A 14,787-nucleotide genomic window follows, 5' to 3' on the forward strand; every position below is an offset into this window, starting at 1 on the left:
TTACTATGAAAAAGATGAAGTCTATTTTCCATTTTTTTGGGTGTAGATTTTTAAGTTTGGTAATTTCTACTTTAATTTTTAATATAATCTTTTGGTTTTTATCTGGTTTTTCTCTAGCTCATATCTACCGATGTAAAGACCCTGAAACCGGTGAAGAGTTTTTTACCAACTCTCAAAAGTTTTTATCTACTGTTTCTTGTCAACTTGTGCTTAAAGAACGTCCTAAAATTTTAAAAAATCTTTCTTTTAAACCCTCAGGGACTAATTTTTCTTTTTATACTAAAGTGCCGTCTGAATATGAAGAATGGTTCGAAAGGATAGGGCGTGCCTTTTCTTTAGACCCTGCCCTTCTTAAGGCCATTGCTAAGGTTGAGTCTTCCTTTAATCCAAGGGCTGTATCTCCTAAAGGTGCGATGGGTATCATGCAGCTTATGCCTCAAACTGCAAGACTGGTTGGGGTTGAAGATCCATATCATCCTTTAGAAAACCTTAAAGGTGGTGCCAAATACTTAAGGATGCTTCTTGATGAGTTTCAAGACCTTACTTTAGCCCTTGCAGCCTACAATGCTGGACCTGAGAAAGTAAAAACTTATCGAGGTATACCTCCTTATCCAGAAACCCAAAACTATGTAAAAAACGTGTTATACTATTATTCACTTTTTAAACGTTAATAACTAACGACCATTAAAAAAACGGAGGGGTTTATGCATCCTATTTTAAAGGGAGAAAACTGTAAAAAATTTCTGTTAGGCAATGAAGCCATCGTGAGAGCAGCCGTAGAAAGTTGTCTCCAGGTAGGGGCTGCTTATCCAGGGACTCCTTCTTCAGAAATAGGAAACAATCTTTTTCAGCTACAAAAAGACTTAGCTGGGCTTTATTTTGAGTTTGCGGTAAACGAAAAGGTAGCGATGGAAATCGTAGGAGCTGCTTCTGCCTGTGGTTTAAGGAGCCTTACCTGTATGAAACACGTAGGGTTAAATGTGGCAAGTGATGCTTTTATGACCTTAGCTTATGTAGGGGTGGAAGGTGGATTGGTAGTGGTTACCGCAGATGATCCTTCTTGTCATTCCAGTCAAAACGAGCAAGACAACCGTTATTATGCAAAGCTTGCTCAAGTGCCAATGTTTGAAGCTTATAACCCTCAAACCGCTTATCTTCTAACCAAAGAAGCCTTTTCTCTTTCTGAAAGGTTTAAATTGCCTGTGGTCTTAAGGACTACCACCAGGGTATCCCATGCCAGAGGGCAGGTAGAAGTAGAAACCGTGCCTTTTGATTTTTATCAAACCTTTAAAAAAGGATTTTTTAAAAAAGATCCTTTCAGGTTTGTCCCTGTGCCTGCAGTAGCCAGAAAACAACACAAACTTCTTTTAGAAAAATTAGAGGAGATGCAAAACTTAGCAAGTTCCTTTAGTCTTAATCAGTTCATACCTAAAGGAAAACTTGGGGTATGTGCTTCAGGGGTTGCGGTTAACTATGTATTAGATGCATTAGAAGACCTGGGTTTAATAGAAGATGTCTCTTTACTTATACTTACCTTTACCCATCCTTTCCCTGAAAAATTAGCCTTAGATTTTCTCTCTCAAGTAGAAACCTGTGTGGTGGTTGAAGAGCTTGAACCTTATTTGGAAGACAATTTGAAGGTAATATCTTATACCCATGGACTTAAGACTAAAATCTTAGGTAAGAAAGAGAAACTTTTACCCAGATATTTTGAGTTTACCCCTACCCAGGTCAAAGAAGCCTTGGCTAAGGCTTTTAACATAAAAGGTTTTAAAATCGAGGTTCCTCCTTTTGATTTTTCAACCAAACTTCCTGCAAGACCTCCGGTTCTCTGTCCGGGTTGTCCTCACAGAGAAACCTATAAGTTAATAAAAGAAGTTTTACAAGAGATGGGTATAGAGGAACATACCATCTATCCTACTGACATAGGCTGCTATACCTTAGGAATTCAACCTCCTATAAACATGGCAGACTATCTTCTTTGTATGGGCTCAAGCGTAGGTACCCCTTGTGGGTTTGATGTCGCTACTGACCAAAGGGTGGTAGCCTTTATCGGAGATTCTACTTTTTTCCATGCTGGGCTTTCTCCTTTGGTTAACGCTAAGTTTAACAAACATAACTTTACTTTAGTGGTTCTTGACAACGACACCACCGCTATGACCGGGCATCAGCCTGTGCCTTCTCAAACGATAAAATCTCCTATTATCCAAGACCATCCAATCATACCTATTAAAAAAATCGTAGATGCCCTTGATATCCCTTGCGTAGAAATCAATCCTTATAAAAAGGAAGAGGCAAAAGAGCTTATCCAGCCGTTGTTTGAAAAAAGAGAGCTTTCGGTAATTATTTCTAAAGCCCCTTGTATTTTATACAAAACAAAATCTCAAAAAGGGAGTTAAGCTATGAAAAAGATAAAAGGTTTGGTGGTAGGTGTAGGTGGACAGGGTATTGTTCTTTTTACGAGGGTTTTAGGAGAGGCTTGTTTGAAGGCCAACCTTCCTATCATCGTTTCTGAGGTCCATGGGATGGCTCAAAGAGGAGGTGTGGTTGAAAGCTCTATTTGTCTGTTTGGGAAAAGTCCTTATACCTCAGAAGGAGAGGCAGACTTTATCGTAGCCTTTGAACCTGCTGAGGCTTTAAGGTTTGTCCAAAGAGCTAAAAAGGATACCAAATTTTTGATAAGCAAAAATCCTGTGTTACCTTTGGCTGTTAAAGAAGGATTGTCTACCTATCCAGACCTAACCCCCTTGTTTGAAGAGATATCTTCTTACTTTAACCACATCTTCTTTATCCCTGGAGAAGAATTGGCTAAAGAAGCTGGGTCTACTAAAGCCCTAAACATGGTGATGTTAGGCGCAGCTACAGCCTTAGAACTATTTCCTATAGATAAAGAGGCCTTAGTTTCTGCCATGATAGCACTTTTACCTGAAAAACTTCATCAGGTAAACCTAAAGGCCTTTGATTTAGGTTTTAACTATATAAAATCTTTGGATTAACCATTGATAAAGCACAATGCCTGCGGCTACGGCTACGTTTAGAGATTCTACCTTTCCTATGATAGGGATGGTTAGCTTATAGTCTGAAGCTACCATCCCCTCTGCAGAAAGTCCTTTGGCCTCATTACCTAAAAGAAGGACTGTTTTCTTAGGAAAAGAAAAAGTAAAAAGGTCCTCTCCTCCTTTAACTACGGTTGCGACTAATTTAAACCCTTTTTCTTTAAGGGTGGGGGTTAGGTTTAATAGGTTTTCTATTTTTATTACAGGAAGGTTCAAAACCGCTCCAGCGCTTGCTCTTACCGCTTTAGGAGAAAAAGGATCTGCGGTCCCTTTCGTATAAAACACACACGAAGCCCCTACCGCTGAAGCTGTTCTAATGATTGCCCCTACATTAGAAGGATCTTGTATCTCTTCCATAACCACGACGCAAGCAGGGCTGGTCTCTAAAACCTCAGAAAAATTTTTATGAGTAGGAATTTTAACTACGGCTAAAACCCCTTGAGGTGTCTCCGAGACGGCAACTTCTTTAAAAAGCGCAGCATCTAACACTATTATCGGAATTTTAGCTTGTTTTGCCAAAGTTAGTAAAGGTTCTAACCTTTTAAGCCGTTCCTTTTCTAAAACCAGAAAAAGAACTTGTTTGTCTCTTTGTTGTAAAAGCTCTTGCACAAACGAAAAACCTTCTAAGAGAAAGGATTGATGCTCCTTCCGTGCTTTAGGTTCTTTTAGGGACTTTAGAAATTTAAAGACCGGGTTTGATTTTGAAGAAACAAACTTCATGGGGTTTTAAAACTCGGACTTAGTCCTTTCTATACAAGCATAGGCGTTATGAGCATGAATAGACTCAAAGTTTTCTACTTCTACAAAAAACCAGCTTACTTCAGGATGTTCCCAAAGTCGTTTGGCCACAGCCCTTACCACATCCTCAACAAACCTTGGGTTTTCATAAGCGACCTCTGTAACAAACTTTTCATCTGGTCTTTTTAAAAGAGAATAAACCGGGCTTGAGGCTGAATATTCAGCTATTTCTATCAACTCTTCTAACCAAATAAACTTTTTAAACCGTACCTTAAGGGTAATCAAGCTTCTTTGATTATGGGCTGAAAAACGACTGATAGATTTAGAGCAAGGGCAAAGGGTCATCACCGGAACCTTAGCTCCTATAATCAGGTCTTTCTTGCCTTCAGTATAACTGGCTAACAAAATACCTTGATACTCCATCAAAGAAGAAATCTGAGTAACCGGGGCTTTTTTTTGTAAAAAATAAGGAAAAAACATCTCTAAATGTGCGCTTTTAGCAGAAAGTCTTTGAGAGAGTTTTTTCAAAAGTTTTATCACGTTTTTTACATGAATCTCCCCTTTAAACTCGTTTATCACCTCGATAAATCGGCTCATGTGAGTGCCTTTAAACTTAGAAGGAAGGTCCACATATAGATTAAGCTCTGCTACCGTATGCTGTAGCCCTTTTTCTCGGTCAAGCACTGTAACCGGATGTTTAAACCCTTTAATTCCTACTTTGTCTATATCTATCTTTTCTTCTGGAGGAAGACTTTGTACGTCAATTAGTTCTGGCTTCATCAGAGTTCTAACCAAAATTCTGAAAAGATGTTTTTCCCAAGAAGCACGTTGGTAGTTTTATAAATCTCCAACTCTTTAGGGCTTAAATCTTTAGGGTCTATTTCTTCTTCATCCATAATCCTTTCCACCAACCTTACCCAGTCGGGATGTAATCCTTTGGCTATTTCTACAAGTTCTCGGTCATATACATTTAAAATGGCTGCATATAAATTATACTTCATAAGCATCATAAGCAGCACTCTATTTAGATAAGGTCTTAGTTTAGGATTGATCCCATTAGAAACGTTGGAAAGGCCTACGATGCTTTTAGCTCCTGGGGCCAAATCTTGTAGCATACTAAGAAAATTTAAAGCCTCTATTATCTGCTCTGCCCCTAAGGTAATAGGGGTAATGATAGGGTCCACCCAAATTTTTTCATTAGGAATACCTGCCTCGTTAAGATTCATAATAAGGTCTACTGCTAAAGCAGCCCGTTCGTTGGCATCCCTTGGCAAACCTTCATCCCCCCATAAAAGCGCTACCACCTCGCACCCGTACTCTGCAGCAAGGGGGATGAGTCTTTCCATCCTTTCTTTTTGAGCAGAGATAGAGTTCATCAAAAACCGTTTGGGAGCTTTTGAAACCTTAAGTCCTGCAGCCATAGCTTCTTCGTTGGTAGTATCTAAAGATATGGGAAGGTCTACCTCTGATTCCACTAACGTTACTATCCAAACTGCAAGCTCCTTTCCGTCTTTTTTGGCTGGGCCTATGTTAAGGTCTAAATAATCTGCCCCTAACTCTTTTTGCTCTTTTGCCATTTTTTTTATAGGCTCCGCTTCCCTGGCTTTGATGGCAGGACCTATGGTTTTAGACATAATGTTGATGCTTTCTCCTACACAAACCACTTTTTTTTCCATTTTTTCCCTCGGTTAGTTTTATTTAAGATCTAAGTTTTTTTGCTAACTCTTTTAAGGCTGTAGGTAATCCATTTGCTTCTCTCGGACCTATCACTACCTCCCAACCTCCGAGCTCCTCTTCCAGCTCCCCTTTGATGCTGGCTACATATCCAGGTATTACTAAAGTTCTGTGTTTTATCTTTTCGGCAATACCGGACCTTTTCACAAACTCTGCGATGTTGTCTGCATTAAACTTTCCTGCAGCCCAAGCAGTAAGCACAGAAAGCCCGTCTGTATCCTTTACTAAAAGCCAACAAGGAACCCTACTTCCTTCTATCTCTCCAGACACGATAAAATAGGTTAAAGCAAAATTACAGGTTACTACCACCGGAGAAAACGCATCTGGTCCGTTTATAGGATAAATCCCCTCTTCTACCACCAAAGGTTTCTGTGGGTCTGAATAAAGGTTGAACCTTTCTACCAACAAAGGGAATAACAACTCAGCCTTTAGGTCTGAAACCAAAATAATGCTGGCATATTTGGCTACAAAAATACTGGCTAAAAGATATTGCTCAGAAAGGTCTCCTGTATACCTATCCATAAAGGTTATCACCGGAAAGCCAAAAGGTTTAAACCGTTTTTTTATTGCTGCACGTCTTATGATAACTAAGTCCTCGAAAAGCTCCTTAGGATGTAAGGCTCCACTGTCTAAAACCAAGTCTTTTAAACCCTGTTTGGTTAATCCTTCAACCAAAGGGACCAACTCTCCTAAGTAATTTGCAGAAACCACCAAAGGGACCTTTTTTTCTAAAGCCATTTGCCCCCAAGAAGATAAATTTTCTACTTTTCCTGGATAAACAAGGGGAATCGAGCCTCCACATGCCTCTATAGCCTGCTTTACTGTTTCTATGTCTCGGGAATCTAAAACTATAGCCAACTCTGGTAGTTCTTCCCTTACCCTTTTTATAAGGGTTATAAATCTCTCTCCATTTCCCTCATCTCTAACACAAACGACTTCAGGCTTAAGGAGGTTGCCTACCCTTTCCCATCTAAGCTGTTGATAAGCCTTAATCCGTCTTGTAATTTCTTGGTCTTCCATAGAGGTATTTAAATAGGTTCCGATAAGAGGAGGGTTTTCAAACTTTTTTTCGTGTCTAAAAAGGACGGTCTCTCCTCCTAATTTATAAGGTGTTTCTGAAGTTCCTATAACAACCGTCCTTATAGGAGGTGCGGTTGCCTCGGCTATTTCTTCTTTAACCTTAGGGTCTACATAAGGGCATTGGTCTATCTCTGCCTGTCCTGCTGCCACCTTCATCGCAAAAGCAAGACAAGTAGGAAACCCACACTCTTTACAGTTTTTCTTGGGAAGAAGTTTCATTATTTGAATGCCTGTAAGCGCCATCTAAACTACCCCTTTAATCCTTGCTTTCTATTTTTGTTATTCTATCAAAGGAGGAAGGGTTAAAACCGGGTGATTAACCTTTTCTACCCAAGTTTTTACCTCTTCCTCAGTGTTTGCCACTGTTTCGTCTGCTATCTTTTCTACCAAATCTGGAATTCCTATCTCTTCTGCCCTTTGTTGAAGTTTATCTTTTAACTCTTCTTTTAAGTTTTTAGGCATCCATACAACCCTTTTAAGCCCTCCTTCAGCCATTAAAAACTTGGGAGATACTATATAATGTTTAGCTACCCCTAAAAATCCTGGGGTTTGTACTCCACCTCCTACCATTCCTGCCATGGTAGAAAATTTCATCCCTGTAGGGGTTAGCCCTGTATAGTCTCTGTTTACTATCATGATTCCGTTTACCTCAGGAAGTACAGCAGCGATACACTCAAAACATCCACAAGCAGTCATAGGGTCTTTCATAATACTATAAAGGGCTACCTGTTGTACCTTACCTCTGGAAGCTTCTTTAACGAATTCGTTTATCCCAGAAAAATATCCATAAACCGGGTCTAAACCTTCTCCTTTAGGAATGGGACGATTAGGTCCTGTAGGATTTATCTCATAACCTGCTTTGCCATCAAGCCAGTTATATGCCCCACACATACCCACTCTTTCAGGGGTAATTACACATACATGAGAAGGAGCAAAACTCTGGCATAAAGTGCAAGAATAGAAAACGTCTACCTTTTCGTCAACTAATCCAGCAATCCGTTCATCTCTAACCCGATAAATCTCTTTAGCTTTCTCTAAAATCTCTCTAACCTCAGGCTCTCGAGTATATATTTTTACCTGCACTTTATCCAAGATGGCGCTAAATTTTTCCTTAATCTTGGCATAAAGTATTAAGCCTAAGTGTTTAAAGGTAAAACCTTTTTCTACTGCTTGTTTAGATATCCTAAGCCACATCAAATGCCTTTGTCCTACATGCATAACCCCTTGGGCATAGTTTATTAAATAATGGAACTGCCTTTCTATGATAGGTTCAAAATCTTCTTGCATGTTAGCCCCTGCTACCTCAACCACCACCGCTAAAGGCAACCTATAAGGAGGTCCCTGTTCTGAAAGGTCTTTTAGGTCTGAAATGTCTGGACCTATAACCTCTATCTTCCCATCTTCTACCTCGTCTAAAGGTTTAGATACCAAAAGCTCAACCCCTAAGGTTTTACCACCTCCACACTCTAAATACAAGTCTTCTTTCCTGACCCTTTCTCCTTCAAAAGAGGCTGCATAGGCTACAGGAATATCAAGCTTAACCGAGGTAATTTTAAGCCCCCTTACCTCTAAGGCTGTATCCACCATCTTATCAACAGGCACATTAGCCACTAAATGTTCATAAAGACATACTCCAGGAACTTTTATCTCAGGTAGGTCCACGTTGGTTATTACCGGACATCCCAGGTTAAAAACACCCAAGGCATTAGCCGCCAACTCTGGAGAGGGAGCACCGAAAGACAACACAAAGGCAAAAGTTCGGTCTTTGTTGTAAAGAAGATTTTTTTGTGCTTCTCCTGGTTTAACACCTCCAAAAGACATGGCAACCCTGCAAGCAAATCCTATAGCAAAGGCAACAGAACTTATCTCAGGACCAAAAGGAACCAGCCTGGTTGACCAACCAAGTTGAACTCCTTCTTTAGCAAGTAATTCTGCTAAACTAATCCCTTTCCCTGTCCCGTGAAGGAATACATACAGATTTTTTTCTTGTAGCTCTCTGATGATTTTTATAGCACTTTCTATGTCTTCAGGAGCCCCTAAAATAGCTGCAAAACCAGGGGCTGTGCCATCTACAAACTCAACCCCTCTTTTTCTAAAAACCACGTCATCTGCCGCACCAAGCCAAAGTTTGCCCTCTTCAGGATCCTCAGAAAGACAATAAAAATCCGGTTGTTTAAGATATCTAATAGCCTCGATAATTTCCTCAGCAAAAAGGGCTACAATGCCTGCATCTAAAGCCTTACCCCAAAAGAAAAAATCAGAAGAACTATCCTTAGGCAAAAGCTTTTTAATCTCTTCCAAAACCTCTCCACAATCACCTAACCTTTTTACAGGATATCCTAAAAGCGCATAGATTATAGGAAAAAAATAAGCAGTATTAGGAAACCCAACAGCCTTTTCTTTCCCAAAAACCTTTACAGCTTCTTCATATTCCTCTAAGGCCTTTTCAAAAATCAAATAAGCCCCTTTTATACCTATCTCACAAACTATCTTAGACATCGCCTACCTCTTAAGTTTTTTGATCACATTAAGTCCAAAATAGACTAAACATTTTTTTGGTTAAAGCTACTGTTTTGGGATGTCTGAGGATAAAAAGTTCCCCTCCTGCTAAAGCTAGACACAAGGCAGTGATTGTCTCCATCATCACCCCTCTCATTTCAGCCTCTCCCATAAGCTCATCAGAAGGAAGGCTTACCTCTTTAGTTTTCCATACCTCTCTACCTATATTACAGATAAAAGGGTTTTGAAGCTTTTGGTCGTTGGCATAAAGGGCAGCAAGCCTTATTCTTTCCATCACAGAGTAGGTATATTCAAGCCCATATCCAAGAGCCCCTACAGAAGGGTCCATGATGATTTTTTCTAAAGGCACCCCTAAGTTTTCAAGTAAAATGTTTAACTGTTTGGCTATGTTTACATCGATAGGACTTTGGGCTATTACCGGCAGTTGATAACCCAAGGCCACCGCACCTAAAGTACGGTAATTTTCCTCAACTATAGGCCCAAAAAATACGTTGTCATCTTTTATAACCTCTGCCACCTCTTTAAGCACTTCTGTGTCTTTTTCTGGATTATCACTCCCCCATATAATCAACGGGACCTCTACCGCTTCTCTAACCTTTTGTATAACCTTTTTGGCATGGTCTGGTCCCAAGTCTAAATAATTAGGGTCTGTACCTAATAAGTACACACAGATGGCTTCTGCCCCATATTCTTCTACACATTTTTTAGCCCAAGCCCCTGGGTCATGCCATACATCTCTAAAGTATTTAGCAACCACCTCTGGATAATCTTCCGGAACTACGTCTAAAACCTCCATAGCGACCTTTAACGGCTGGCCTAAATTACCCTCAAAGCCATGAAAAGGTAAAACCTCAGCTCCTCCGACGTTTAATGCTTTGTCTCCCTTTCCAAAGAATATTTCTCTAATCTTGCCTGAACTAAGTTCACGATACAACTCTTCAGGAAGCCCTCTTATCCTTTCGGAAACACTGCGATATTCGCCTTTTATAATCTTTATGGGTTCTGGCTTTGGAGCAGAAGTTTTTGCCTCGGGTTCCTTTACTAAAACCGGCTCTTTGGGCATTACTGAAACAACCGGTTTTTCTAAAGGCCTTTCTTTTACTGGCTCCTCCTTTTTCCCTGTAATTAAGGTTTCAAGCCTTAAAAGATGAGCTTTCAAGTTTTTTATCTCCTCTTCTAACTGCCTTTTATCTTCGTCTTTAAAAGAAAAGATCTTCTGCTCTTCTACGAGGTCTTCTGGAGGTAAGGGACGAGGATAAAAACCTGTTTTCTTAAGGATTTCAGGCAAGTACTCTTCCCAGCCTATAGCCATCAAATGAAATCCTCTTACTCCAGGAATTTCTTTTATTTTTTCTATCAACTCTACCGCTATCTGGATGCCTTCTTCTAAGGGGTCTTTAGCCTCGCGCATCCTTTTAACCAAATCTTCAGGAACGCAAGACCCTGGCAAATTGCTTTTAATATATTCGATCATACGAAAAGATTTAGGAGGAACGATACCAGCCAAGATATATGCCTTTTCCGTAAGTCCTTCGTTGTGGGCGATATACATAAACTGTTTAAACTTGGTTACATCATAAACTAACTGAGTCTGAATAAACTCAGCCCCTGCCCTAATTTTTTTAGCCAATCTTCTTACACGATATTCTGTTGGATCAGCAAAAGGGTTTTCTGTAGCCCCTAAAAAATAGGCTGGCCTTTCTCCCTTTATTTCTTCTCCGTTTAAAAACTTTCCTTCTTTAAGTTTATTAACCATCGCTATCAGCTGAACAGAGTCTAGATCAAACACCGGTTTTGCCTCGGGATGGTTACCAAACTTTGGATGGTCTCCTGTAGTGCAGAAAAGATTCTTTATTCCTAAGGCCCAAGCTCCAAGAAGGTCTGACTGCATAGCAATCCGGTTTCTATCTCTACAGGTCATCTGCAGGATAGGCTCTATACCCTCAGACATAAGGGCTAAACAACCTGCTAAGCTTGAAAGCCTTACCATGGCAACTTGACAGTCAGTCACATTCGCTGCGTCTACATATCCTTTAAGCACCCTTGCCTTCTTTTTTAAAGGCTCAAGACTTGCGTTCTTCGGTGGAGCAAATTCACAAGTAATAGCCATATAACCAGATTTTAAAACCCTTTCTAAATGACTTCTAAACCTCACCTGACCTCTCCCATTAAAATGTTAGGTCTTCCCTTTCTCTTTTTCTTGGACCTTCTCCGTAGGTTGTCCTCCAATCCTTTGGAGGAAAAATCTCATCAAGATTGTTAAGTTCTCCTCTATTTTGGAGTCTCGTAACGATTTCATACCAAACACAAGGTATTTCCGGATTGACCTCGCATCTTTCTGTTTGAGACCCTCCACATGGTCCATTCAAAAGGCCTTTAGGACATCTGGCAATCGGACAAAGCCCTGCAGTCTTATCGATAAAACAATCTCCGCAGGCTCGGCATCTCTCCTCCCAGACCCCAACCCCAAGATGTGCTCCTATAAACAAGGTATCGGTTCCAGGATAAACCCTTAACTCAGGATAAAGGTCGGCTATTAAGTTTACTCCTACCCCACAAGCTAAGCTTAATACTGCGTCGGCTTCTTTAGCAACCTCAGGTAAACCCTTTAATCCTACAGGATCACACTGCCTGATAAGGGTTTTTCCAACTGCGGTAAACTTTTTATCCTCCTTTGCCGCTATAAGGTTTAAACTTGAAACCAAAAGCTTTACCTCCCGGTCCCCTCCGGTAGCACAAATCCCAGAACATCCTCTACAGCCTAAAACTAAAACCTTTTTAAACTTACTTAAAATTTCCCAAAGTTTTTCTACAGGTTTTAACTCAGTAATTACCATAAGCCTTCTCCGTTAAACTTTAAAAACCTCTTTCCACAAAGCATCTTCCTTTTCTTTACTAAAATAATCAAACCTTATCCTGTAGTCTTCTGCCCATCTTCCTAAAAATTTTTTTATGGTCTCTATCCTTTTTTCTGCCCTAAGATTTCCTATCCTTCCCTTACATATACCTTTTTTACAGGCTAAAACAAACACCTGCTGAAATCCCTCTTCCAAAACTTTCAACAACTCAACTGAAGTTAAACTTCCTGCACAGTCTAAAGTTTTAAAAACTATGTTTTCTTTTTCCTTAAACCTTTCTTCTAACCCAAGCTCCTTGCAACCAAAAACCAAAGTCTTTATCTTCATTCTTCCTCCATAAGGGTTAAACGACCTTAATGGTTATTGCCTCAGAAGGACATTCTCCCACACAAACACCACAACCTGTACATCTTTGCAAATCTATTAAAAGGCTGTTTAAACCATGGTCTATAAAAATGGCGGAAAAAGGACAGACCTTTAAACAGGCAAAACAGGTGATACACCTTTGTCGGTTTAGCTCAGCTATTTTTAGCGGTGAAACCTTAGAGGGGAACCTATTCCTTATACTTTGTAAAACCACCTTTTGATAAAAAGATATATGCTCTGAAGAAGATAAAGCCCTCCTCATTTCCATGTCAAAAAGCACACGAGGCTTTGGCTGTTCTATACCTAAAGCTTTTCTTTTTGCTTCTATCTTTTGCAAAATGACTTCTAAAATCGGTTCTATCGGGCTAACCCCTTCAAAAAAGGTAAACCCTTTACTAAACAGATTAAAAGGTAAAAACTCCTTTCCTATACCTAAAACCTCTACCCCTAAACCTAAAAAGGCTGGAATAAAAAGCCCTGGGGTTTCCCCTTTGAGATGTTTCTCAGAACAGTTTAAAACCACCAAAGGTAGTTCTGCAAAAGTTTTTCCTAAACCTCCATAAGATACCATTTCCGACATGATAGAAAAAACCTCAGCCTGTCCTCTTAAACCTAATACCGGAGGCAACCCAAAAGCTTCTAAAAACTCTCTAAGCCTATCCCCAGCCTCCTCCATCCACTCAAAAAAAATTGCCTTTTTCTTTCCGTTTTCTTTTGTATCTCCTTTTACATACCATACCCATATGTTTTCTTTTAAAAGTCCTTTAATTAAAGAAACATAAGGTTCTTCTAAAAAAGAGCCTTCAAATAATACCAAACCTTTTAGATAGCCTGCTTTTAAGTTTTCATTAATAGGACCTAAGGAAGCCCGAAAAGTTCCCCCAAGGGTGTGCATCAAGTCTTCACATCCGATCCCTTCTATAAACCTTTCCTTTTCCTCTTCTTCTATGTCTTCCTCAACAAAACTCAACCCAAGACCCTGAAAACAAGACCTAAAAATTTCTACCCCAAAAACATAAGCCAAAGAAAGCTTCATCAACTGTTTATTAAAAGTAGCTTCTTCTATCTTTTTAGAAAAAATCTGATCATAGGTAAAAGCTATTTCTTTTTCTATACCATCAGGTAAAAGCCCTTGGTCTTTTAGCTGAAAAAACATCTCTTGAGGAAAGAAAACACCTGCCTGGTTTAGCAGGTTATTATCAGTAAAAAGTCTTAAAAGTTTTTTTATGGTTTCACTCAACAAAACCCTTTCGGGAAGATTAGCCTCTAATCCTAAAAGGCGAATTAAAAGATTTAATTTTTCTGGTTTTTTTAAAGATATAGAATTTCCAGAAAATAAGGCTTTTTCTATTTTAAACAGATATCCTTTAAGCTTAAAAAGATGTAAACCGTAGTCCTTAACCAGACTTAACCCTAAGTCTTTTAACTGTTCCTTAGCGTCTAACAAGGTATACCTCGGCTAAAAAAATTTTAAAGTTATTATAACATATCTATACCAAAAGACTATAAAAAATCGAGATTTTACTAAAACTGAACTTCTGATGGAAGTCCTTTTATGGCTTTAGCCGCCTCTAAGGTATTTTTCATCAGCATGGTAATCGTCATCGGACCAACTCCTCCAGGAACCGGGGTAATCAAAGAGGCTTTTTGTTTAACCGTTTCAAAGTCTACATCTCCGCAAAGGATAGGTTTGCCTTCAGGAGAAGTTCCGATCCTATTAACCCCTACATCTATCACCACCACCCCTTCTTTTACCATGTCTGCTGTAATAAACCTTGGTCTACCGGCTGCTACTATCAGGATGTCTGCTCTTCTGGTATGAAAAACAAGGTCTTTAGTAGCGGTATGACAAACCGTAACCGTTGCATTACCTACAGGTTTAAGCTTTTGCATAAGAAGTATGGCTAAAGGTTTACCTACGATGTTACTTCTTCCGATGATAACCACCTCTTTACCCTCTACCTCTACTCCAGCTTCTTTTAAAAGAAGCAAAATACCGTAAGGTGTGCAAGGAATAAACGTAGGACTACCCATAACCAACCTTCCTAAGTTAAAAGGATGAAAACCGTCTACGTCTTTCTCAGGGTTTATGGTGCAAATTACCTTTTTTTCGTCTATATGCTTAGGGAGGGGAAGCTGAACCAAAATACCATGGATGTTTGGGTCTTGGTTATAGCGCTCTATAAGGGCTAATAGTTCTTTTTCTGAAATGTCTCTTGGAAGGGTTTCTTGCACTGAATAAAAACTTAATTCTTTAGCTAATCTTTGTTTAGCGGTAACATAAGAAACTGAAGCTGGATTGTCTCCTACCAAAATAGTAACCAAACCTGGAGTTATTTTATGTTTTTCTTTTAACTCTTCTACCTCTTTTTTAATTTGTTCTCTTATTTTTTTTGCTACTTCTGTCCCTTTTAAAATTTTAGCCTCCATAGTCT

At 39.5% G+C, this 14,787-nt stretch carries 13 protein-coding genes; 3 read left to right on the forward strand and 10 right to left on the reverse strand.

Translation table 11 applies throughout. The features are described from left to right. The first annotated feature begins 14 nt into the window (after positions 1 to 14). The 3 genes from F1847_RS08540 to F1847_RS08550 are packed head-to-tail and all read left to right on the forward strand — an operon-like array spanning position 15 to position 2,996. The gene (locus F1847_RS08540; protein ID WP_150072632.1) at positions 15 to 671 is read left to right on the forward strand and encodes a lytic transglycosylase domain-containing protein; all 657 of its coding nucleotides are present in this window, start codon (positions 15 to 17) and stop codon (positions 669 to 671) included. A gap of 33 nt (positions 672 to 704) precedes the next feature. Next, the gene (locus tag F1847_RS08545) at positions 705 to 2,399 is read left to right on the forward strand and encodes a thiamine pyrophosphate-dependent enzyme (RefSeq protein WP_150072633.1); all 1,695 of its coding nucleotides are present in this window, start codon (positions 705 to 707) and stop codon (positions 2,397 to 2,399) included. Between the two features lie 3 nt (positions 2,400 to 2,402). Continuing rightward, positions 2,403 to 2,996 (forward strand): indolepyruvate oxidoreductase subunit beta, encoded by a 594-nt coding sequence (locus F1847_RS08550; protein WP_150072634.1) that lies wholly within the window; start codon positions 2,403 to 2,405, stop codon positions 2,994 to 2,996. Here F1847_RS08550 and F1847_RS08555 read toward each other — a convergent pair. From F1847_RS08555 to folD, 10 genes are all read right to left on the reverse strand, one after another. After that, positions 2,964 to 3,665, reverse strand: coding sequence for an RNA methyltransferase (locus tag F1847_RS08555; RefSeq protein WP_168194312.1), 702 nt, complete (start codon positions 3,663 to 3,665; stop codon positions 2,964 to 2,966). The two genes, F1847_RS08550 and F1847_RS08555, sit on opposite strands and share 33 nt — an antisense overlap. A 117-nt stretch (positions 3,666 to 3,782) precedes the next feature. Next, positions 3,783 to 4,592: a GTP cyclohydrolase FolE2 gene (gene folE2 / locus F1847_RS08560; RefSeq protein ID WP_370516792.1), complete on the reverse strand. Its 810-nt coding sequence runs from the start codon at positions 4,590 to 4,592 to the stop codon at positions 3,783 to 3,785. After that, complete coding sequence (locus tag F1847_RS08565; RefSeq protein WP_150072637.1) at positions 4,574 to 5,470, reverse strand: dihydropteroate synthase; 897 nt, start codon at positions 5,468 to 5,470, stop codon at positions 4,574 to 4,576. The genes folE2 and F1847_RS08565 overlap by 19 nt, the downstream gene beginning before the upstream one ends. 22 nt (positions 5,471 to 5,492) lie before the next feature. Continuing rightward, entirely contained in the window at positions 5,493 to 6,851 is a 1,359-nt protein-coding gene (gene acsC / locus F1847_RS08570; protein WP_150072638.1) for an acetyl-CoA decarbonylase/synthase complex subunit gamma, read from the reverse strand. A gap of 36 nt (positions 6,852 to 6,887) precedes the next feature. Beyond that, positions 6,888 to 9,107, reverse strand: a complete 2,220-nt coding sequence (gene acsB / locus F1847_RS08575) for an acetyl-CoA decarbonylase/synthase complex subunit alpha/beta (RefSeq protein ID WP_150072639.1) — start codon at positions 9,105 to 9,107, stop codon at positions 6,888 to 6,890. Between the two features lie 28 nt (positions 9,108 to 9,135). Continuing rightward, positions 9,136 to 11,283 carry an acetyl-CoA decarbonylase/synthase complex subunit delta gene (locus tag F1847_RS09390; protein WP_150072640.1) on the reverse strand — a complete coding sequence of 716 codons (2,148 nt, stop codon included), beginning with the start codon at positions 11,281 to 11,283 and terminating at the stop codon, positions 9,136 to 9,138. A gap of 13 nt (positions 11,284 to 11,296) precedes the next feature. Beyond that, on the reverse strand, positions 11,297 to 11,965 hold the full coding sequence (locus F1847_RS08585) for a methylenetetrahydrofolate reductase C-terminal domain-containing protein (RefSeq protein WP_150072641.1): 669 nt from the start codon (positions 11,963 to 11,965) through the stop codon (positions 11,297 to 11,299). 12 nt (positions 11,966 to 11,977) lie between these two features. Next, the gene (locus F1847_RS08590; protein ID WP_150072642.1) at positions 11,978 to 12,313 is read right to left on the reverse strand and encodes a hydrogenase iron-sulfur subunit; all 336 of its coding nucleotides are present in this window, start codon (positions 12,311 to 12,313) and stop codon (positions 11,978 to 11,980) included. A gap of 16 nt (positions 12,314 to 12,329) precedes the next feature. After that, the gene (locus F1847_RS09300; protein WP_206202404.1) at positions 12,330 to 13,799 is read right to left on the reverse strand and encodes a 4Fe-4S binding protein; all 1,470 of its coding nucleotides are present in this window, start codon (positions 13,797 to 13,799) and stop codon (positions 12,330 to 12,332) included. A 77-nt stretch (positions 13,800 to 13,876) separates the two neighbouring features. Continuing rightward, positions 13,877 to 14,782 (reverse strand): bifunctional methylenetetrahydrofolate dehydrogenase/methenyltetrahydrofolate cyclohydrolase FolD, encoded by a 906-nt coding sequence (folD, locus tag F1847_RS08600; protein WP_150072643.1) that lies wholly within the window; start codon positions 14,780 to 14,782, stop codon positions 13,877 to 13,879. Positions 14,783 to 14,787 lie beyond the last annotated feature (5 nt).

It is taken from the genome of Thermodesulfobacterium sp. TA1, assembly GCF_008630935.1.
GTDB lineage: Bacteria > Desulfobacterota > Thermodesulfobacteria > Thermodesulfobacteriales > Thermodesulfobacteriaceae > Thermodesulfobacterium.

Excerpts from the sequence above, each read along its gene's own strand:
- F1847_RS08540 (WP_150072632.1), top strand. The coding sequence starts at position 15 with ATGAAGTCTATTTTCCATTTTTTTGGGTGTAGATTTTTAAGTTTGGTA.
- F1847_RS08545 (WP_150072633.1), top strand. The coding sequence starts at position 705 with ATGCATCCTATTTTAAAGGGAGAAAACTGTAAAAAATTTCTGTTAGGC.
- F1847_RS08550 (WP_150072634.1), top strand. The coding sequence starts at position 2,403 with ATGAAAAAGATAAAAGGTTTGGTGGTAGGTGTAGGTGGACAGGGTATT.
- F1847_RS08565 (WP_150072637.1), bottom strand. The coding sequence starts at position 5,470 with ATGGAAAAAAAAGTGGTTTGTGTAGGAGAAAGCATCAACATTATGTCT.
- acsC (WP_150072638.1), bottom strand. The coding sequence starts at position 6,851 with ATGGCGCTTACAGGCATTCAAATAATGAAACTTCTTCCCAAGAAAAAC.
- acsB (WP_150072639.1), bottom strand. The coding sequence starts at position 9,107 with ATGTCTAAGATAGTTTGTGAGATAGGTATAAAAGGGGCTTATTTGATT.
- F1847_RS08585 (WP_150072641.1), bottom strand. The coding sequence starts at position 11,965 with ATGGTAATTACTGAGTTAAAACCTGTAGAAAAACTTTGGGAAATTTTA.
- F1847_RS08590 (WP_150072642.1), bottom strand. The coding sequence starts at position 12,313 with ATGAAGATAAAGACTTTGGTTTTTGGTTGCAAGGAGCTTGGGTTAGAA.
- folD (WP_150072643.1), bottom strand. The coding sequence starts at position 14,782 with ATGGAGGCTAAAATTTTAAAAGGGACAGAAGTAGCAAAAAAAATAAGA.